The following is a 20,479-nucleotide window of genomic DNA, read 5'->3' as shown; positions in this document are numbered from 1 at the left end:
ATAAGTATTCATGTGTATCTGATGACACACAAATTAACGTAGGTAACATTCGTGAAGAAAATATTAGTAACCGGTGGAGCTGGCTTCATTGGGTCAGCTGTTGTCCGACATATCATTCGTGACACTCAAGATACTGTTATCAATTTAGATAAACTGACCTACGCAGGGAATCTAGAATCACTGGTTGATGTTTCAGATAGTGAACGTTACTACTTCGAGCAAGTAGATATCTGTGACCGAGCTGAACTAGATCGCGTGTTTTCAGAGCATCAACCCGATAGGGTGATGCATTTGGCCGCCGAGTCTCATGTCGATCGCTCTATTGATGGTCCTGCTGCTTTTATTGAGACCAACGTGATGGGCACTTACCATTTGCTTGAAGCGGCTCGTCAATATTGGTCGGGCTTAGATGAAGCGCGCCAATCGGCATTCCGTTTTCATCATATTTCTACGGATGAAGTGTATGGCGATCTAGAGGGAACGGATGATTTGTTTACTGAAACTACATCCTATGCGCCGAGTAGCCCGTACTCCGCTTCTAAAGCGTCCAGCGATCATCTTGTTCGAGCGTGGCAACGCACTTACGGTTTTCCTACGTTGGTGACCAACTGCTCGAACAACTATGGACCTTACCATTTCCCAGAGAAACTGATCCCACTGATGATTTTGAATGCCTTGGATGGCAAGCCGTTGCCTGTGTACGGTGATGGTATGCAAATCCGAGATTGGCTGTTTGTGGAAGACCATGCTCGCGCGCTTTACAAAGTGGTCAACGAAGGTGAAGTCGGTGAGACCTACAACATCGGTGGTCATAACGAAAAAGCCAACATCGAAGTGGTGAAAACCATTTGTGCTTTGCTTGAAGAGTTGCGACCAGACAAGCCGGCCGGGGTCGAGTCTTATGAATCTTTGATCACGTATGTGAAAGATCGCCCAGGTCATGATGTGCGTTACGCAATTGATGCGACCAAGATCGCTCAAGAGCTTGGCTGGACGCCAGAAGAAACGTTTGAAAGCGGCATTCGCAAAACCGTCGAATGGTACCTAAGCAATCCACAATGGTGGCAACGTGTGCTTGATGGTTCATACAGTCTTGAGAGATTAGGAGCGGGCGAATAATGAAAGGCATTATTTTAGCAGGTGGCTCGGGCACTCGACTTTACCCTATTACACGCGGTGTCTCTAAGCAGTTACTGCCGGTTTATGACAAACCAATGATTTACTACCCGTTGTCAGTACTCATGCTTGCGGGCATTCGTGAAATCTTGATCATCACCACGCCAGAAGACCAGGAGGGTTTTCAGCGCCTATTAGGTGATGGCTCAGAGTTTGGCATTGAGTTGCAATACGCGATTCAACCAAGTCCAGATGGCTTAGCTCAAGCGTTCATCATTGGCGAAGAATTCATTGGCGATGACTCAGTATGTTTAGTGCTGGGTGACAACATCTTTTATGGGCAGGGGTTCACTCCAAAGTTAAAGAAAGCGGTTGAGACGGCAGAGAGTGGCAATGGGGCTACGGTGTTTGGCTACCAAGTGAAAGACCCTGAGCGCTTTGGTGTGGTTGAGTTTGACGCCGACAGAAAAGCTATCTCTATTGAAGAAAAACCAGCTAAGCCAAAGAGCCACTATGCTGTGACGGGGCTGTACTTCTTTGACAACCAAGTCGTGAGTAGAGCTAAGCAAGTCGAACCATCAGAGCGAGGTGAGCTGGAAATTACCACATTAAATCAAATGTACCTAACAGCAAACGAGCTCAATGTTGAAATGTTAGGGCGTGGTTTTGCCTGGTTAGACACAGGTACTTACGAAAGCTTGCTCGAAGCTGCTCAATTTGTTTCGACGATAGAGAAACGACAAGGTTATAAGATTGCATGTTTGGAAGAAATTGCCTTTAACAATGGTTGGATTAGCAAACAGAAGTTAATGGCGGCAGCTGATGCCCTTAAGAAGAACAATTATGGTATCTACCTATCAAGCATTGTGAGCGAAGATGACAATTAAACTTAACAGTCCATTAGCCCCAGACTTAACTAAGCTTTCTAACTATTTATCTCAAGTAAATGAGAGTGGTTGGTATACTAACTTTGGGCCATTGCATGAAAAGCTTACTAGACGACTTGAAACGTTTTTGGGTGTTAAAAACTTATTGTTAGTTTCTAATGGTACGCTGGCACTTCAGGTGGCATGTAAAGTTTTAGGAATTGAATCCGCGATCTCTACACCATTTAGCTTTGTTGCAACTTCATCAGCGTTGATGTGGCAAGGTATTGATGTGAGCTATTGCGATATCGATTCAAAATCTTATAACTTATCTCCAGATGCTTTGAAAGTAGCTCTTGAAGCAAATTCTCAAGTAGATGGGGTTGTTGCAACACATGTATATGGAAATCCTTGTGAAGTTGAGAGTTTCAAAGAAATTGCAGAGCAATATAAGGTCAAAGTTCTATACGACGCTGCTCATGCATTTGGAGTTAAGGTTGGTCAGGAGTCTCTCTTAAACTTTGGCGATGCTAGTACATTGAGTTTTCATGCTACTAAGATATTCCATACAGTCGAAGGTGGTGCAATTGTATTCAAGCGTCATGAAGATTATTTATGTGCGAAAGAGTTAATTAACTTTGGTCTTCAAGCGAATGGACAATTAGGCGAGCCAGGTATTAATGCAAAGTTGAATGAGTACCAATGCGCAGTAGGATTAACACTACTTGACCAGATTGGAGAGGTGCTTGAGCATCGATCTCACCTATTTAGTTTGTACCGGGCGCTTTTAGAACCTTACGTTGAATTACCTCTTTGGCTACCAGAAGCGTCATACAATGGTTCTTACATGCCGATTTATATAGAAGATGCAGCTCAGCAGCAAACGCTTCTTGATGCTTTGTCGAAGCATGACATTCAACACCGACGATATTTCACTCCGTCTTTGGATGTTGCTTACCCCAACAGAAAAAGCTTTGGTTGCCCCGTAAGTCAAAAAATTTCTGAAGGCGCGATTTGTTTGCCACTTCATGCGAATATGACTGAGTCTGAGCTATTAACTGTAGTAAATGTTGTTAAGGAAGTAATGTCATGAAGTTAGCTTTAATGCAGCCATATTTGTTTCCATATATTGGATATTATCAATTAGCATACCATAGTGACTTTTTTTTGTTTTATGATGATGTTACATATATCAAGGGTGGTTACATCAATCGTAATAACATTTTGACGAAAAATGGCAAGCACTTGTTTACATTGCCGATTCATAAAGCTTCGAGTTTTACGCTAATAAAGGATTTAGAATACACTGATAAGACGGGAAAGTTATTATCAACGATATGTCAAAACTACTCTAAAGCACCATTTTTTGATGAGGTTTTTCCTATAATAGAAAAGGTTATTTGTTATAAAGATCGAAGTGTATCAAAAATATCAGCTCTTTCTATCATTGAAGTGTTTAAATATCTAGGTTTAGATTTTAAATTTGACTTTACCTCAAACATTGATTACGAAAGAGATAAGTCAGCAAAAGAAAAAATTTATAATCTTTGTCATATTTATAATTGTAATAACTACGTGAATACCCTTGGAGGGGTTAGTTTATATGATAAAGAAGAGTTTAAAAATGAAGGGATATCATTAAACTTTATAGAGTTTTGCGCAGATGAGTATTATCAGTTTAATAACAAGGATAGTTTTATTAGTCATTTGTCTATTATTGATGTGATGATGAATGAAAGTAAAGAAAATATAATAAGCATGATTGAAAAAAATATATTGAAATAGGTGTTTTATGAAAGTTCTTATTTTTGGTGTTACAGGAAACTCTGGAAGATATACAGCTAAGTTTTACTTAAATAAAGGTTATGAAGTGTTTGGTGTAGGTCGTTCAAGCACTATACCAAAGGAAGTTGAGGGAGTTAATTATATTCAAGGTGATATACAGGATATTCATTTTTATAATTCTTTACCTACAGATATAGACCTTGTTGTGAATTTTGCTGGCATTCAACCAAGTATAATTACAACTTCTGAGAATACCGATTTAGATACAACGCTAAGAAGTTATGTTGACGTAAATATTAGTGGTGTTTTTAATATATTAGAATTTGTGAGAAAAAATAAGATACCAACATATATTTATACCACGACACATAGGGATTATGAATTACATTGGGAGAATAATAAGCTTTTAGGTAATGATCTACCTTTAGCAATTAATTATCAAGGTGATCATACAATGTATGCGATTTCAAAGACCAGTGCTAAAATGATGGGCGATTACTATGGTGAGCGCTTCGGAATACGGGTATTTAACCTACGTTTACCAATGATGTTCATGGTTCCTGATGATCCTCATTACCTCGTAGATGGAAGAGAGGTAATTATGCCATTCTTGAAAATTATTAAGAATGCTATGTTTAGTAATGAGTTAGAAATCTGGGGAGATCCTGAAATGAAGCGTGATTATGTCCATATTGATAATTTGGTTTCTTTAATTGATCTTTGTTCTCGCTCAAGCTTAGATAGAGGCACATTCAATGTAGGCACTGGAGAAGCGGTGACAACAGAAGAATTTGTAAAATCTATAGGGCATACTTTTGGGCGAGAGCCAGATAAAATTAATTATAAATATTGTAATAGTAAGCGTACTTACAAATGTGCCATCTATGATATTGAAGAGCAAAAGCGCTTGTTAGGTTATGAGCCAGTCTTATTAAAAGAGATGTTGGAAAAATTGAAAAAAGAAATGGATGAGCGTGAGTCTGTGAAGTCTTGGGGATGGGTGTAGATTCATGCGAGCTAACATCCCTTATTGTTTCATCGATAATGACTTATCCTCCGTGGCAAGAGAATTTATCTGGAGCTTGAGGTATTCAACGCACTGTATTTATAGTGCATCAAATCTACACTTTGATACTGACAAATACATGTTTTGGACAACCGAAACACGAGAATATACCGAACTATCTATTACTGTAAAAGATAACAAGGTATTTTTTGGTGATTCGCTAAGTAATTACCAAGAATCTAGGTATAGAATTACATGCGAAAAACTGGAAGAGTTAGTTCCAAATTTCGAATCAATATCATTATATATATTAAGTGACTTTTCCGGTGAGAAAAAAATAGTTGGTATGGTTGGAAAAGATCATGGAGAGTGTCGTTGTTTGGATCATAACTCTGCCCAATATGCATATTTGATAAAGCAATTAGAAGATTCAATACGGACTATTCCTTGCAACCAGTTGGTACGAGTTGAGGTAAAAAAAGATAGTTTCGAATTTGATGTTTCTCAAGAGCTTGAGGCTAACGAGTTGCGTATTTTACGAGCGTGTGGAATAAACCTGGCTCTCGTTATAATTCAAAACCTCTATGAGCGGAAGGTAAGTACGTTTAAGTTTGTTGATGCTAAATATCTTGACGAGTACAAAGATTTTGATCGTATATATTTTGATCTCGATGAAACCTTGATTTGGGAAGAAGAAGCAATTACAGAAACAATTTCATTACTTGAGCGGTTGAATGAAAAAAACGCAGAACTGTATCTTATTACTCGACATAAGAAGGTAGTAAAAGATACCCTGAAAAAAATTAATGTGAACTTTAATCTTTTTAAAGAAATAATTGTTGTTCAGGATGGAGATAAAAAATCATCTTTTGTTGAGGGGAGTGGGATATTTATTGATAATGAGTTCCCTGAAAGGTTAGATGTAATGAAAAATACAAATTTGATTGCTCTCGATATTGATCAGATCGAATTTCTTAATGTTTAATAGCATATTATTCCAATAATTAAGTATAGTTGAGATTATCGATGAATAATAAAGTGTCAGTGTTGTGTATTTGTTATAACCACCAGGAGTACATAAGAACCTCTATCGAAAGTATTTTGAGCCAAGAGTCAGACTTTGATATTGAGCTGATTATTTATGATGATTGTTCAACTGACAATAGTAGAGAAATTATCGATGAAATAGTAGCGAATTATAAAGGTAAAATTAAAATAAAGTGCTGGTTTCCAAAGGAAAATCAATACTCTAAAGGCATAACAGTAGTATCATTTCTATTTCCATTAATAGAAGGTGATTATATTTCTATATGTGAAGGTGATGATTATTGGATTGATAATAAAAAATTGCAAAAGCAGTATGATCTACTAGAGGAAAATCGTGATATTGATGCCTGTTTTCACCCCGCTTTAACTCTTATTGACGATAGGTTAGAGGATAAGCGATACGGTTATGTTGGAGACTCAGTTTACAGAGTAAGTGACAAAGATGTTGTCATGAAGGGTGGTTCTATGATGCCTTTAGCGTCTATTTTGTTTAGGGCGAAGCCTTTTCTTGATATCGTATCTAAGAATCGAGAATTCTTTCACTATGAATGCTACCACTCAATTCTACAAGCAGTAATTACTCTAGGTCGAGGTGCTTTGTATACTCCTGATAAGATGTCTGTATATAGAAGTATGCATGAAGGTTCTTGGTCCTTACAGCAAAGTCTTGATCAAAAAAAACGAGATAGAGAATTTAAAGCAGCGAACCAAAGAATATGGAAACTGAACAAAATATATAATAATAAGTATTTTGGTCTATTTCTAAAATTATACTACAAAAGGAACATTAAGTTTTATAAAGATAAACTTAAGTGCATCTATAAGTAGGAGATAAGGTGAAAAACTATAAAGGCTTTCGGGGTTTTCTAAAACGTTTGTCATATAAATATGATAAATCTCAAGAAGTTGATGCAACAAAAGAAATAGCACTACATTGGTGGAATGGACGAGTTAATTTTGGCGATGTCGTAAATAAGTTTATCGTAGAGCAGTTGTCAGGGAAGAGCGCTATTTGGTCATCAGATAAATCGGATAAAGAGCATTATTTAGTCATTGGTTCTGTCTTACAATCCTCGAACGATAATGCGATTGTTTGGGGGAGTGGTATTATTTCGGATAGAAAAACGCCACTTTTCAAACCTAAAAAAGTGCATGCAGTTCGTGGTCCTAAAACCAGAGATATCTTAATCGCTCGAGGAATTGAATGCCCAGAAATTTATGGTGATCCTGCTTTAGTTCTTCCAACATTAATACAGCCCAACGAAGCAGAGTCAGCATACAAGTTAGGTATTATTCCGCACTACAACAATAAGAATGACGCGTTCTTCAAGCAAAATTTTCCTGATGATGTAAAGGTCATTGATATTGAAACTGATGATGTGCAGGCATTTATTGATGATATTGCATCTTGTGAGCTAATCGTTTCAAGCTCGTTACACGGAATTATTATTGCTGACGCTTATGGCGTACCCGCTCACCATATTTCTTTTGATGACACGGTGGAAGGAGGAGAGTTTAAATTCTTCGATTACTACCTTTCAGTGGGGCGAGAGTGTAATTTACCTATCAAAGTATCGTCTTCCACTAGTATCGAAGAGCTCTGTGAGTTGCCAAAGAGCTATGACATAAAGATAGATATTCAACCTCTTTTAGATAGCTGTCCTTTTAAACAATAAGATATGCCCCGAAACTAAAATATCGGGGCATGTTTTTCGTCATTTATCTCGGTGAACTACAAGCCTGTCTTGAATTTGTTCGTAGAGTCTAAAAAGTTCAATGTATATCTTATTGCAGAGGTTTATATCAGATTTATCTTTTCGAGAACTGCCAATTGTTGATGGAATATCGGCTCTTTTGACAATATCTGGCCTTAAAACATACGTGGATACACCATGTTTATACGGCTTTTCCATGTAGTCATCTACAGGTTCTATAAACTGAGTTGCGTTTTTTATGAATTTCGAAGCTGCATGCGGAGTTAGAATATATCCCATAATACCGCATGTGCGTTTGTTGAAGCGTACAATATTAAGTTTGTTATTAACTGAAGATATAACTTTAAATGACTTAGGCTTGGTTGCAGCAAGTTTTAGAAAGTCGTATTGCTCCGCTAATGTGTCGAAATGTGAAAACACGTCAAAAAACTTAGGCAGTAAGTCGCAGTTATCTTCTAGAACCAGTATTGGTTCGTTTACCTCCAAGCACTTTTCCCAGGCTAGGTGGTGACTAGAGAAGCAAGCAATTTCGTTCTCAACTAGCCTATAGCCAAATCGTTTTCGAGTAAGGTCATCATTGCTACGTTCAGAGTATAGAAAGTTTGGCGCAGAGGAATCTATCGCTTGTATAAATTCGAATGGTATGTTGGCTTTGTTGAGTGCATTTTCCATGCGAACTCTTCTATCAACTGAGCGTTTCAAGTTAATAACAAAAACTTTCATTTTATACTCTCAATACATCTAATTGTCTTAGTTAGCGCACCAACATTATCTTTGACAAAGCTAAGGAGGTTTTCTTGAACTACACTTTTTGCTAGCGCATCTTGAAACATAGCTTCAACCTTTAGACTCATCTCGTTAGGTGACTTAATCAGTTTGATAACTTTCTTATGAAGCATCTTCGCAACCAGATCCTGGAAGTTGTAATAGCTTGGTCCCGTGATTACAGGGACTCCCAGTGCTGCGGGTTCTAATACATTGTGCCCTCCAACCTTATCTCCAACTAGGCTACCGCCCATAAAGCAGATATCCGCTGCGCCTATCAAAGTTAGCATCTCACCCATAGTATCACCGAGATATACTTGAGTATTTATCTCGACTGCATGCGTTGAAGTACGACGCACAGTGTTAAAGCCTTGCTGTTGGCAAAGCGTGAACACATCATCAAATCGTTCTGGATGGCGAGGAACCAAAATAAGTAATGCATTTGGATGAGATTTTAAAACTTGTCTATGTGCATCTAATACCTGTTCGTCCTCGCCTTTGTGGGTGCTAGCTGCAATCCAAATCGGACGATCGTTTCCAAGTTGGGCTCGAAGCTGCTGTCCTTGCTGTTTCACTTGCTCTGATATTTGAATATCGAACTTAATCGAGCCAGTAACGGATAGTTTCTTTTTCTCAACGCCTAAGCGTTCGAAGCGCTCTGCATCTGAATCCGTTTGGCAGAGTACTTGAGTTAGGCATGGATGAAGCTGGTTAAAAAGCCGCTGTATTTTGGCGTAGTTCTGACACGATTTTTCAGATAGGCGCGCATTCACGACTGTTATAGGGATACCCGCTTTGTAAACATGGTGAAGCGTGTTTGGCCACAGCTCAGTCTCAATGATCAACATCTGTTTTGGTTGCACTGCTTTAAGAAAACCTTTGATAGCGAAACCAAAGTCAATTGGCATATAGCGGTGTTCAATTAAATCACCCAACTTAGCAATCTGTTCAGCTCCGGTACTTGTTGTTGTTGTAACTAGAATAGATTGTTCGGGGTTTTGTTCCTTAAGGGCTTTGATTAAAGGTGTTGCTGCTATGCTTTCACCAACAGATACGGCATGTATCCAAATAGGTTTGTCGTTGCTTTTTAGCTTGGGAGTGGTACCAAAGTGCTCTTTCCAGCGAGAGCCGAACTTAGGCTTATTTGGTTTGCTCTTGTACAAACCAAATAAAAGCAGCGGTGACGCTAGAGCGAGTAGTAAGGTATAAACAATACGAACTAACATGAGCTTATCGTAATGGCGTCAAGTTTTTGGATACTATCTAGCACTTGCTTAGGCGAAAGTTCTGTCAAGCACTTAAGGTGTTTGTACTGACATTCACGCTGGAAACAAGGGCGACAATCAATATCGGTATGAACAATCTCCACTTTTTCTGCGAGTGGGGGGGTGTACTTCGGTGAAGTTGAGCCATACACGGCAACAACATTACAACCAACCGCAGCTGCCACATGCATTAAGCCTGAGTCATTCGCGACAACAGTCTTACATGCAGCAAGTAAGTCGACCGCTTCAATTAAGCTGGTTTGACCTGCTAGAACGTGAATGTCCTCATGGAATTGCGTCGGAACAAGTGCGCGGATATTGTTACAAGTCTCTAAGTCTTTTTGAGAACCAAACAACCAGATTTGATGCCCAGATCGAGCCATTTGCGTCGCAACTTCAGCGTAATGTGTTTCGGGCCATTTTTTGGCAGGACCAAACTCTGCTCCTGGGCACAGTCCAATGATTGGTTGGTCTTGCGTTAAGTTGAACTTTTTGAGCGTGGCTTGTTGCTCAGCCGCGTTGATTGCAAGGCGTGGGCGAGGTAAGGTTTCAAACCCGCCAAGAGAATTAGAGTCCACCATTTCTGCTTTTGGATAAGCTAACGCTACATAGCGCTCTACCATGTACCGAAAAGACTTCATGTTAGGGCGTAAGTCATTCAATAAACCATAGCGCATTTCTCCCTTCCAGCCAGTACGAAGAGGAATGTTGGCAAACCATGGGATCAGTGCTGATTTCGCTGATTTAGGCAAGATATAGGCGTGGTCATATTGCTTTTCACGTAATGATTTACCAATTTCCCTGCGGCCTAATAAGTTAAATTCACCATGACCGATAGGCATTTCAATCGCTTGGTGGATTTCTGGCATACGCTCAAGAATCGGTTTACACCATCCTGGAGCGATAACGTCAATTTGGCTATCTGGATGACGTTGCTTTAATACGATATATAACGATTGCGACATTACCATATCGCCAACCCACGCAGGGCCAATAATTAAAATCTTTTTCATTTATTTACTTGCCAATCAGTATCATATCTAGGCTTAAAGATATTGTAATAGTTATTGCCGTCTTCTTGAGAGTGCAGCAACTGTAGTACCCACATATATTGTTCGGGTTTATCACCGACAAAATATTCAATGGCTTCATTACAGGTACGAGCGTCTTGCTCTTCGCCTTTATCCAGCTCAAACGCTGGTAAAATCTCAATATCAAACGTACCATCTTCAGTGTTCATCGACGCAAATAGAGGCAGTACTTTTGAGCGTGATAGTTTCGCAATTTTGCCTAAACCAGGTAGCGTTGCTTTACGTGTTGCAAAAAAATCCACAAACACACTATGCTCTGGGCCGTGATCTTGATCGGGTAGGTAATACCCTACATAGCCATCTCGAATGGATTTCAGGAAAGGCTTAATGCCACCTGAGCGTTCATAAACACGGCCACCGTATTGGACTCTTTGCTTGTGCATTAGCCAGTCAGCAACATCATTCTTTTGTTTCTTCGCCATTGCAGAAACTGGCATTCCCATTGACGCGAGCAAGATAGCAGGCACATCAATTGCCCAAGAGTGGGGAACCATTAAAATCACATTTTCGTTGTTATCAATGTGCTGTCGTAAAATGTTTAGGCCGCGAATTTGGCAACGGTTCTGAAGCCATTTTGGTGAGCGTAAACTTAGTAACCCGAAGCGAAAAAAGAACATGGCTGCTGTGTAGAGTGTTTTTTCTATCAAAGCTTCACGTTCTTGGAACGACTTTTCCGGAAAACACAGCTCAAAGTTAACCCTAGCTCGGTGAGCTGGCCCCTTGTGGGATTTCGACAGTTTTTTGGCTATGGTTTTCGCCAACCACTTTTGTAAACCCAGTGGCATTAATGATAAAGGTAAAAATAAGATAACACCTAACCACGTGCCCCAGTACTTAGGCGACAGAAAGTGGCGCTTAAACTCAGGGTTATATGCTTTAGGGTCGAAGTCATCACGTTTTATGGTCATGGCGTGTCTAGTTACCTATTCGTGTACGGGCGAAGTGGTTTAAATGAGAAAAAAGATAGTTAGGAATGATACAGGCTATTGCATTTGAGTAAAGGTGGCAGGTTATGGTTCTACCACCTTGTGGTGCTTAACTGTTTTGGATAGTCAAGTATTCGGCAACGCCTTCTGCAACTGTCTTGAATTCAACATCACAGCCTGCGGTGCGCAGTTTGGTCAGATCCGCTTGTGTGAATTCTTGGTAAGCGCCTTTTAGGTGCTCAGGGAATGGGATGGTTTCAATTTGGCCTTTGCCATGATGCTTGATAACTGCTTTTGCTACCTCTTCAAAAGATTCAGCACGGCCAGTACCACAGTTAAAAATGCCTGATACGCCGTTTTCTAAGAACCACAGGTTTACTTTACAGACATCACCAACGTAAACGAAGTCGCGTTTGAATGATTCGCTGCCCGCGAACAATTTAGGATTTTCACCTGCGTTAAGTTGGTTGTTTAGGTGGAACGCAACTGATGCCATGCTACCTTTGTGGTCTTCACGTGGGCCATATACGTTGAAGTAGCGGAAGCCGGTGATTTGAGAAAGGGTCTCACCATGTTCTTCAGCGTCTTGCCATAGGCGACGAACGTAGTTATCAAACTGCTGTTTCGAGTAACCGTATACATTCAGTGCGCCTTCGTATTCGCGTTCTTCAACGAAAGTATCTGTATCGCCGTAAGTGGCTGCTGAAGAAGCGTATAGGAATGGAATCTCGCGATCTAAACAGTAATGAAGCAGCTCTTTAGAGTACTCGTAGTTGTTTAGCATCATGTACTTACCATCCCACTCAGTCGTTGCAGAGCAAGCACCTTCGTGGAAAATTGCCTCAATCGGACCAAAATCATCGCCCGCCATAATTTGGGTCAGAAAGTCGTCACGATCCATGTAATCTGTGATGTCCAGATCAACTAAGTTCTTAAATTTTTTTCCATTTTTTAGGTTGTCGACAACCAGGATATCGTTAATACCAGCTTCGTTTAGTGCTTTAACAATGTTGCTGCCGATCATGCCAGCGCCACCAGTTACGATGATCATAGAACTTCCACCATAGATTAAAATTTTCTCAGGAATTCTAGCAAGAAACGAAAAGTAGCGCTATTGGAAGCAGGAAGATAGGTTTTAGTCTTCTATGACTCAGTATCTAGATATGAAAAAGGGAGCCGCAGCTCCCTTGATTACTTTATTATTCCACATCTGAACGGTTAGGCCTTTGATACCAAGGATTTCGCTCATCGGTCAATTCAATCAAGCTGTATTTACGTCCGAGTTTCTGTCCTCCGTCACGAGTAAGAGGCTGCCAACTAAAGTTCGCACGATTGTTGCTTGGCTTAACGGTCATGATGTCAAATGGAATCGACAAGTAGAAACCTTTGGTAAAGCTACCTTCACCAAATTCATCCGCAGACAAGTCTGTAAATGACGCAAAGGCACCAGCAATTACGCCACTCTTGAACTGCTTAGAAACATTGATTTGTGTACCAACATCACCAGCTAGGAACTGACCAACATCGACTTGGATCATCAAATCTTGTAGGAATTCCCATTGAGGGTAGTAGTAACCAGATACAAAACCAGTGAATCCTTTATCAATAACTTGGAACGGACGTCCATATTCTGGAACGTTTTGCCATTTCTCATCGTAAACACCGAAGTAACTTTGTGGATCACGTTGAGAAATTACGTTGACGTCAGCGCCAATCGCCCAGTTAGCTCCTTGTGGACGGTAAAGAAACTCGGTACCGACTCCAGCAAACATGCTCTCCAGATAACCCGCATAGAATTGCTGGTCCATCGTATTGGAATACTCTTGGAACCAAGTCAATTGTAGGTTTGACATGGTTACAGCATGTTCATTTTGGTAAGCACGGAACATGGTGCGAACCCGGGGAACGGTAGTGCCATCAGGTGGAGTGACATAGTTAAACTTATCGTAGTTGTTATACCAATCCCAGTATAACGAACCGCCAATTTCAAGGTTGTCCGTCAGCCAGTATGAGGCATTACCGCTTAGCCCTACACTAAAGAGATAGAAATCTTCAGCATTTCCGAGAGTTTGAACAAGTTTAGGTGCAAAGCCCCAATCAAAACGTTCAAAACCATCATAGACAGATTCTCCACTTGGTTTATTGCTAGCTTTTGCGGTTGCGTCTTCTATTTTGGGATTGATGTAATTAACTTGGGCAAAGTCGCGATATTTCTCCTTGGAAATAATCGTTTGTTCGCCGACTAAGCCTCGGCTACGTTCGTTGATAGCATAGGTATCAATATCGTCAGGCATTTCATTATGAAGTACAGCCGCCGCTTTTTCATGTGCCTCTGTACGGTCACGATATTTCTTCTGTTCACCAACGACAGTTACGGTGTTGTCATCAACATAAATGCGTGTGTTTTGGTAACCCGCAATTTTGTCTAAATCTTCCGTTACACGTTCCCAGTCAACATCAGACAGTTCTTCTGGTTGGTTATCTTCGACTTCTGGTGTAGGCTCATCTCGCCAGAATGATGGCATGTCATTGAAGTTAGTGTTGAGCGTTAAACCTGCGACCAAAGTGTCTCCGCGTTCATAACTTAAACGAAAATCGGCCATTCCTAGACGGTAGAGCACACCAAAGTTCCATGGTGTGTGTGGTGTCATGTCTACGCCACCTCTCAGCACAGGGTATTCTTCGCTGTAATCGTTACTGTCGTACTCAATCTTGAAGCGAAGAGGGGCGTGTAATGTCTGATATTCAACACCACCAAACAATGCCGCAGGTCCCTTAAACACACGGTCAAAGTTGGTTGTGCCACCGGTATCTAACACGTCGGAAGGTCGTTCACAAAATCGATCTGATAATTTGCAAGCTGGATTAGAGATATTGTCACGAGTACCTAGCGAACCCCAACCCATACCAAGAGTAAAATCAAAAGTACCTAAGTTTGGATTGGAATATCGTTTGGTTGCCGCTACGTATTCTCCGTCAAATAGGCCAGTACCAGCAAAGTCTCGAACTCCAACAGAAAGCTCTGGGAGGTATTCGGACTCATTTAATAGACGGATTTTGAAGTCAATGCCTTTATCAGTATAGTTTGTATCGTCAGAGAAGCTTGGATCACTACTATAAAGCAAATCTCGAACAGAAGTATAACGAATGGTTGTTTCTAGCCAAGGCATGAGTTGTAGAGTGACATTGTAAAAGAGGTACTCATCACTACCGGTAACAGAAAAGTTGAATTCACCTTCAGGAGCCATACGTCCGGTTGGCATTTGCATTAAACCAACACCACCGAAGTCTGTTTGGGATGGTCGTAAAGGGGGCGCCTCAAACGGCATCTCTTGAGCCCAAACCAATGCTGGGCCCATTAAAGAAAGAGTTAAGCTTTTTCTAATTGGCATCATTATGGTCTCTTCGTAGCATTTGGTATTAGTTGAGTGAGTAGGCGGACAATATCTTGGTCCATTTCGGAGTATTCAAGCTCACCAAATGGGACATATACCAATGTCAGAGGTGGTAAGTAATATTGTGTTGTTAACCAAGCTCCATGATGCGCCTCAACTACATGACCATCTGGGTAGATCAACACTGGCGGTGTTGATAACGCACCAATGCTACTTTTCAAATTCTCTATTTGTCTTTGCAAAGGTATGCCTGCTTGCGCCTTAACGGAATACACTCTATCTAGGTTTCCTAAGTAATACACCTTTTCTTCGCGTAGAGGGCTGGCGAGCACGTAATTGCCGCGCAACAGTGGGTTGTTGAATTTATTTAGTCGAACTTTATCAACATCGATCGCAGACAGTAAGCGTGGAGCAAAGTTTTGATTTTTAATGAATTTGTAGAGTGGGTGTGTAACCAAATTGTGTTGAATCATTTGATTGAGCACTGAGTTTTTCAAAGCGGTAGAGGTTTTCTCGGCGCGTTCCGATTTATCAAACAAAGTGGTACCAAGAGAGTATTGCAGAGAGACGCTTTGCTCCTTAGCTCGTGCTAACACATTTTCTAGACGAGCCGGCCCTTGGAATTGTAGCTGTTTGCCTACTTCTAGCAATTCAACATTTAATGGTTGCATAGCAGAGGTATCTGTTTGAGCGAAGCTAGGAGTGCTCAAAAGCGGCATGACCAAACCGAGTAATGTTAGTAGTCGCTTGCTCATGATTTGCTGTATCCCTTCAAAATGGTTAACTCGACCGGAATCATATTTGGCCCTAGATGTTGTATGGTTTTAACAACTTGACCTTGTTCATTGATCCAATAGTAGTTTTCGACCGATTGAGAAAGGCTGCTAAACTCAACAACTTCTTTATATACGTCGGTCATCGTGTTGGATATAGGTGTTGTTAATGTTTCTTGGCCTGAGTAAGAACGAGTTACATTTGCTGGAAAACCATAACGGTATTGTGTTGCCCAATCGTATGAGAGGGCGTAGTTGACATCGGTTGAATCTAAAGAATAATCTGGAACGTCACCGTAAACGCCCGCTAAGTCCCCACTCTGTAGACCAATCGTTTTGACAATATGCCCGTTTTCAGTAACGACCATAGCGTTGTCAGCACTTACCCATTTCAATTGTTTTTTACCACTGAGTGGGTTTCGCTCTGCAAAAGCTAGAACAACAAAGACTTGCTTTTGATTTCCAAGTTTTAAATAGGCACTGGCATAAGGAACGGCATTGATTTCTTCTGGTGTCATTTCTACATCAATGTAGTTACCGTAAGCTTCTTGGACGGTTGCTGAAACATCATTGAATTTCTGTGTGCAGCCAAAGAGTAAACCTAGTAGCGGAAGAGTGAGAAGTGGTTGTATCCATTTGGACGTTCTGAAGATGTTCATTATTCCCTCTTACAAATAAAATCGCCCTGAATCATTCAGGGCGATTGTCTTCTATCTACAAAACGGAATTAGTTAGTAGAAGTAGAAGTAGAAGTAGATGTTGAAGTAGATGTTGAATCGCTATCTGACGCTGCAACTGCTACTACAGTTACTGCTGCTGCTGCACCTACTGCTACAGCTGTTGTGCCTGTTGCAGATGCAGAAGCTGCGCCTGCTGAACCTGCTTCTTCTGCTGCAAATGCAGTTGATGCGCTTAGAGCCATAAGAATAGCTAGAGCTGTATTCTTCATTATTAATCCTTGTATATCCGGTATAAAAACATCGATGTTTGGTAGCATAAAAAATGCTCCAAAGTATATTTTAGATAAAAAAACCTTAGCATGTAAATAGTTTCTTATTTTGCCATGGCTTTCGATCTCATTTCTAACACCAACGTGACATAGCGCGGTTATCTTATTCCCTTACTTGCTGATAAACCATCAAGCGTGCATAATTTGGCGGCCTGCTTCCTCAGTATGGCTAAAGTGTTTGGAGGGAGCTAGGCGTTTTAATATAAAGAAAGCGATAAAGCGATACAGTGGCTAACGCTCAACGCCGCCGGGCGGTAGCGTGCCAAAAAATCAATAATTAGTGAGTCTTCGAGGCGTATGTTTAAGTCCGTAGCACTCATTATTACCAGTACTAGGGACTTTTACGTGATAAGAAAGCAGCATTGTTTAGGAATACTTAGTGTACTGGGCTTAAGCCTGAGTTCTTTTTCAGCGTCAGCCGATTTTTATGCTGGTGCGTTAGTGAGCTACTCAAATGCAGAATTGAAAAGCTCGTCTTCTGAGTCCGTAAAAGAGGGGAGTCCTTTCCTTCTTAGTGCGCAAGCAGGGTACTTCTTTAATGACTATATTGGTCTCGAAGGACGTTATGGGACATCAGTTCAACGTGACAGTGGGCTTGCTGTTGATAGTGCGATGAGTGGATTTTTTAAGCTAAATATGCCTGTTTCAGAGCGAGTTGCACTTTACGGTTTAGCAGGGTACTCGAGCGTTCGACTTGACCTACAAAATGTAGGCTCTTACAAAGAGCAAGGATTCAGTTTTGGGTTAGGTATGCATTACGCTTTGAACAAGCAGAGCGCAGTTGTGTTTGAGTTCGTTGATAACGTTTCAGAAGATCAAGTTCGGCTTAACTCGATTACACTGGGTTTCCAGCACAGATTCTAATTTAAATACCTAAAGCTCAAATTAGAGCTTTAGGGCCTTTTATTCAATTATTATAGTGGCATATCATGTTTAAAGGATATCTCTCCATTGCCGTTTGTGTCTTGGCAAGCATGTTTGCGTCTTACTCGACTGCGCAAACACCTACTCCAGAGCAAATAAAAATGTTTCAGAACTTACCAGCAGACCAGCAGCAAGCACTGGCGAGTAAGTATGGCTTTAGTATCCCTTCAGGTTCATCCTCCCAGTCTACGTCATACTCCAATCCGCAAATCATGCAACCTCGCCCTCAACTAAGTGGGGCGAGTTCTACTGAACTAGAAAAAATATGGGATGCCAAGAAAGAGGATGATGAATTACAACGCTTTGGCCTTGAACTTTTTGCCGGCTCTCCAAGTACCTTTGCTCCGATCAGTGATGTTCCAGTTCCAGCGAATTACACTGTTGGTGCAGGTGATGAAATCATCGTGCAGTTGTTTGGTAAGGAGAACGAAACACATCGCTTACGTGTAAATCGTGCAGGAATAATCAACTTTCCTTCTCTTGGGCCGGTAAATGTTGCCGGTATGCACTTTTCCGATGTTAGAGACTCTCTAACACAACGTGTAAAAGAGCAAATGATAGGTGTTCGTAGTGATATCTCATTAGGTGAATTACGCACCATGCAAGTATTTGTCATGGGGGATGCATATAAGCCAGGCGCGTACACGGTTAGCGCATTAACGACAATATCACAGGCTATCTACTACAGCGGTGGCTTTGGTGAAAGTGGGGCACTACGTGATATTCAGCTAAAACGTGACGGAAAAATTATTCGTAAGTTGGACATGTATGATCTGTTACTAAAAGGTGATGCGAGTGATGATGTGCGCTTACTTCCAGATGATGTTGTTTTAATCGGCTCTGTTAAAGAGACTGTGTCTATAGAAGGCGAGATTAACCGTCCTGCAATCTACGAGGTTAAGCCGGGTGAAACTTACCAACAACTTATTCAAATAGCAGGTGGTTTTACTGCCAATGCGTATAAAGAACAGTTAGAAATCAAACGTTATGCAACGCATGGGACTCGTGAAGCGGTCACTCTCGATTTTAGTAAGAGTCAAGATAAGCAAAGCAAAGTAAAAAATGGCGATGCTATTAAAGTCTTGAAAAAAAGCGAAGAGCTTACTCGATATGTTCAAATTGAAGGGGATGTCAGACACCCTGGGTATGTAGAGTGGCATCAAAATCTACGTATTGCTGATTTGTTTAAATCTGTTGACTCTGCATTCAATGCGACTGCTGATGTTAACTACGCCGTTGTTGTTCGAGAAGTAAATACTCAACGTGATATCGAAGTATTTCAGATAAATCTCGCGAATGCGATTTTATCTCCTAACAGCAAAGACAATATGTCTCTGCGTTCTCGTGACCGAGTTCTAGTCTTCAACCGTTTCAATAACGAAGATTTAGATACACTCGCTAACGATGAAGAAATTACAAAAGCGAAAACACTCGAGCAAGCCCAAAAACAAGCGGAGATGGAGCAACAGAAAGAACAGCAGCAGATGAGCTCGTCGGTTGCAATGGTTAATAACCCAGCAGGTTCGGTAATTGCAGGCAACAATGCGATGACTAGCAATAATCAGCAACAAACTAATTTTAATAACCAACAGAATCATGTTGGCTGGAACCAGCAAGAAAAAGAAGAAAGAAAAATCATTTTCCGCGGTAAAGAGATTACAGAGGAAGACTTTGAAAAGCTGAAGCAGAATACTCGTCGCACTTTACTTGCACCCGTATTGCTGCAGCTCCAACAACAGTCTCGTTTAGGTTTAGCCCCTCAAATTGCTGAAGTATTTGGTGAAGTGAAGCACCCAGGTCGATACCCAATCACACCAAGAATGACGGTATCAACGCTGATTGAAGCTGCTGGTGGTTTGACTTACAACGCATTCACAATCAATGCAGAACTAGCACGAACCGCGATTAACAGTGCAGATGAACGTGCATACATTGATGTTGAACGTATTGATTTGCGTAAAGCAATCCAAGGCAATGCTTCAGACGACGCAATTATCGTAGGTCGAGATCGTTTGAACATCCTCGAAAAGCCAAATGTGAAGCTACAAAGCACAGTCACTTTACAAGGTGAAGTTCGCTTCCCAGGAACTTACACGACCCGTCAGGGGGAGACATTGAGTGAGCTTTTGGAGCGTGCAGGAGGATTGACCGAATTTGCACACCCTCAAGGTGCAATATTTACTCGTGAAGCTTTACGTCTACAAGAGCAGAAGCTACTGAACCAATATGCGGCAGATATGCGTGCAGAAACTGCGAAGAAAACATTCAGGGCTGACAGCAATATTGGCTCAGTAATTACCGACCCTCAGAAAACCCTAACTTTTGTTGAAGAAGCAAGCAAAAGTAAGGCTCTGGGTCGTATGGTCGTACAGCTCAACCGTATTCTTGATGGCGAACGTTCAGCAGACTTTATGCTCGAGGATGGAGACTTCCTCTTTGTTCCTACCTTCCGAAATACGGTATCAATCATGGGCGAAGTTCAGGTTCCAATTACTTATTTGTTAGACAACAAACTCGATGTGGACGATTACCTAAACAAAGCGGGTGGTGCTAAAAAGCAAGCAGACGAAGATCGTATTTTTGTAGTACGTGCAGACGGTTCTGTTTACAAGCCTTCTTCTGGTTATTGGTTTGGGAATAACCAAGAGGGATTAAAAGCTGGCGATACTATCGTTGTGCCAATTGATACCGATTACCGTGATGCATTAAGTACCTGGACAGCTGCAACGCAGATCTTGTACCAAACTGGTGTTGCGATTAATGCGTTGAAGTAATAAGTGGTTGTTACCTAGGCTA

The 20,479-nt window shown here is 41.0% G+C and carries 18 protein-coding genes and 1 pseudogene; 10 read left to right on the top strand and 9 right to left on the bottom strand.

Going from position 1 to position 20,479, the window contains the following annotated elements; genetic code table 11:
- Positions 1-51: 51 nt before the first annotated feature.
- Genes rfbB through R7P80_RS13050 form a run of 8 tightly spaced genes read left to right on the top strand, consistent with a single transcriptional unit; the run spans position 52 to position 7,496 of the window.
- Positions 52-1,119 carry a dTDP-glucose 4,6-dehydratase gene (gene rfbB / locus R7P80_RS13085; protein WP_225491698.1) on the top strand — a complete coding sequence of 356 codons (1,068 nt, stop codon included), beginning with the start codon at positions 52-54 and terminating at the stop codon, positions 1,117-1,119.
- Positions 1,119-2,003: a glucose-1-phosphate thymidylyltransferase RfbA gene (rfbA, locus tag R7P80_RS13080; RefSeq protein ID WP_054576842.1), complete on the top strand. Its 885-nt coding sequence runs from the start codon at positions 1,119-1,121 to the stop codon at positions 2,001-2,003. Before rfbB ends, rfbA begins: the two co-directional genes overlap by 1 nt.
- Positions 1,993-3,075 carry a DegT/DnrJ/EryC1/StrS family aminotransferase gene (locus R7P80_RS13075; protein WP_225491699.1) on the top strand — a complete coding sequence of 361 codons (1,083 nt, stop codon included), beginning with the start codon at positions 1,993-1,995 and terminating at the stop codon, positions 3,073-3,075. Before rfbA ends, R7P80_RS13075 begins: the two co-directional genes overlap by 11 nt.
- Entirely contained in the window at positions 3,072-3,767 is a 696-nt protein-coding gene (locus tag R7P80_RS13070; RefSeq protein ID WP_225491700.1) for a WbqC family protein, read from the top strand. Before R7P80_RS13075 ends, R7P80_RS13070 begins: the two co-directional genes overlap by 4 nt.
- A gap of 7 nt (positions 3,768-3,774) precedes the next feature.
- A complete protein-coding gene (locus R7P80_RS13065) occupies positions 3,775-4,773 on the top strand; it encodes an NAD-dependent epimerase/dehydratase family protein (RefSeq protein WP_225491701.1) in 999 nt (332 codons plus the stop codon).
- A 4-nt stretch (positions 4,774-4,777) separates the two neighbouring features.
- Positions 4,778-5,758, top strand: a complete 981-nt coding sequence (locus R7P80_RS13060; RefSeq protein ID WP_225491702.1) for a hypothetical protein — start codon at positions 4,778-4,780, stop codon at positions 5,756-5,758.
- 41 nt (positions 5,759-5,799) lie between these two features.
- Positions 5,800-6,648, top strand: a complete 849-nt coding sequence (locus R7P80_RS13055) for a glycosyltransferase family 2 protein (RefSeq protein WP_138939705.1) — start codon at positions 5,800-5,802, stop codon at positions 6,646-6,648.
- An 8-nt stretch (positions 6,649-6,656) separates the two neighbouring features.
- The gene (locus R7P80_RS13050; protein ID WP_138939706.1) at positions 6,657-7,496 is read left to right on the top strand and encodes a polysaccharide pyruvyl transferase family protein; all 840 of its coding nucleotides are present in this window, start codon (positions 6,657-6,659) and stop codon (positions 7,494-7,496) included.
- Between the two features lie 39 nt (positions 7,497-7,535).
- On the opposite strand, the gene R7P80_RS13045 is transcribed toward R7P80_RS13050, so the two are convergent.
- From R7P80_RS13045 to R7P80_RS13005, 9 genes are all read right to left on the bottom strand, one after another.
- The gene (locus R7P80_RS13045; RefSeq protein ID WP_225491703.1) at positions 7,536-8,258 is read right to left on the bottom strand and encodes a glycosyltransferase family 25 protein; all 723 of its coding nucleotides are present in this window, start codon (positions 8,256-8,258) and stop codon (positions 7,536-7,538) included.
- Positions 8,255-9,526: a lipid IV(A) 3-deoxy-D-manno-octulosonic acid transferase gene (gene waaA / locus R7P80_RS13040; protein ID WP_225491704.1), complete on the bottom strand. Its 1,272-nt coding sequence runs from the start codon at positions 9,524-9,526 to the stop codon at positions 8,255-8,257. Before waaA ends, R7P80_RS13045 begins: the two co-directional genes overlap by 4 nt.
- Positions 9,520-10,578, bottom strand: coding sequence for a lipopolysaccharide heptosyltransferase II (gene waaF, locus R7P80_RS13035; protein WP_225491705.1), 1,059 nt, complete (start codon positions 10,576-10,578; stop codon positions 9,520-9,522). Before waaF ends, waaA begins: the two co-directional genes overlap by 7 nt.
- Entirely contained in the window at positions 10,575-11,564 is a 990-nt protein-coding gene (gene lpxM / locus R7P80_RS13030; protein ID WP_225491706.1) for a lauroyl-Kdo(2)-lipid IV(A) myristoyltransferase, read from the bottom strand. The genes waaF and lpxM overlap by 4 nt, the downstream gene beginning before the upstream one ends.
- A 127-nt stretch (positions 11,565-11,691) precedes the next feature.
- A complete protein-coding gene (gene rfaD, locus R7P80_RS13025; protein WP_017634969.1) occupies positions 11,692-12,633 on the bottom strand; it encodes an ADP-glyceromanno-heptose 6-epimerase in 942 nt (313 codons plus the stop codon).
- A gap of 148 nt (positions 12,634-12,781) precedes the next feature.
- Positions 12,782-14,977 carry a YjbH domain-containing protein gene (locus R7P80_RS13020; protein WP_170897482.1) on the bottom strand — a complete coding sequence of 732 codons (2,196 nt, stop codon included), beginning with the start codon at positions 14,975-14,977 and terminating at the stop codon, positions 12,782-12,784.
- The gene (locus R7P80_RS13015) at positions 14,977-15,732 is read right to left on the bottom strand and encodes a capsule biosynthesis GfcC family protein (protein WP_170897483.1); all 756 of its coding nucleotides are present in this window, start codon (positions 15,730-15,732) and stop codon (positions 14,977-14,979) included. The genes R7P80_RS13020 and R7P80_RS13015 overlap by 1 nt, the downstream gene beginning before the upstream one ends.
- A complete protein-coding gene (locus R7P80_RS13010; protein ID WP_138939712.1) occupies positions 15,729-16,409 on the bottom strand; it encodes a YjbF family lipoprotein in 681 nt (226 codons plus the stop codon). Before R7P80_RS13010 ends, R7P80_RS13015 begins: the two co-directional genes overlap by 4 nt.
- Positions 16,410-16,477: 68 nt before the next feature.
- Entirely contained in the window at positions 16,478-16,699 is a 222-nt protein-coding gene (locus R7P80_RS13005) for a hypothetical protein (protein ID WP_005535462.1), read from the bottom strand.
- A gap of 357 nt (positions 16,700-17,056) precedes the next feature.
- On the opposite strand from R7P80_RS13005, the gene R7P80_RS13000 reads away from it, so the two are divergent.
- Both R7P80_RS13000 and R7P80_RS12995 read left to right on the top strand, forming a co-directional pair.
- Complete coding sequence (locus R7P80_RS13000; RefSeq protein WP_212756283.1) at positions 17,057-17,623, top strand: outer membrane beta-barrel protein; 567 nt, start codon at positions 17,057-17,059, stop codon at positions 17,621-17,623.
- A 353-nt stretch (positions 17,624-17,976) separates the two neighbouring features.
- Positions 17,977-20,457: pseudogene (locus R7P80_RS12995) on the top strand (SLBB domain-containing protein); the annotation flags it as partial.
- Between the last annotated feature and the right edge of the window lie 22 nt (positions 20,458-20,479).

Source organism: Vibrio sp. 2092 (assembly GCF_033339635.1).
Lineage (GTDB): Bacteria > Pseudomonadota > Gammaproteobacteria > Enterobacterales > Vibrionaceae > Vibrio > Vibrio alginolyticus.
Note: the sequence above shows the minus strand (reverse complement) of the source record. Positions and strands in the feature narration are given on the sequence as shown.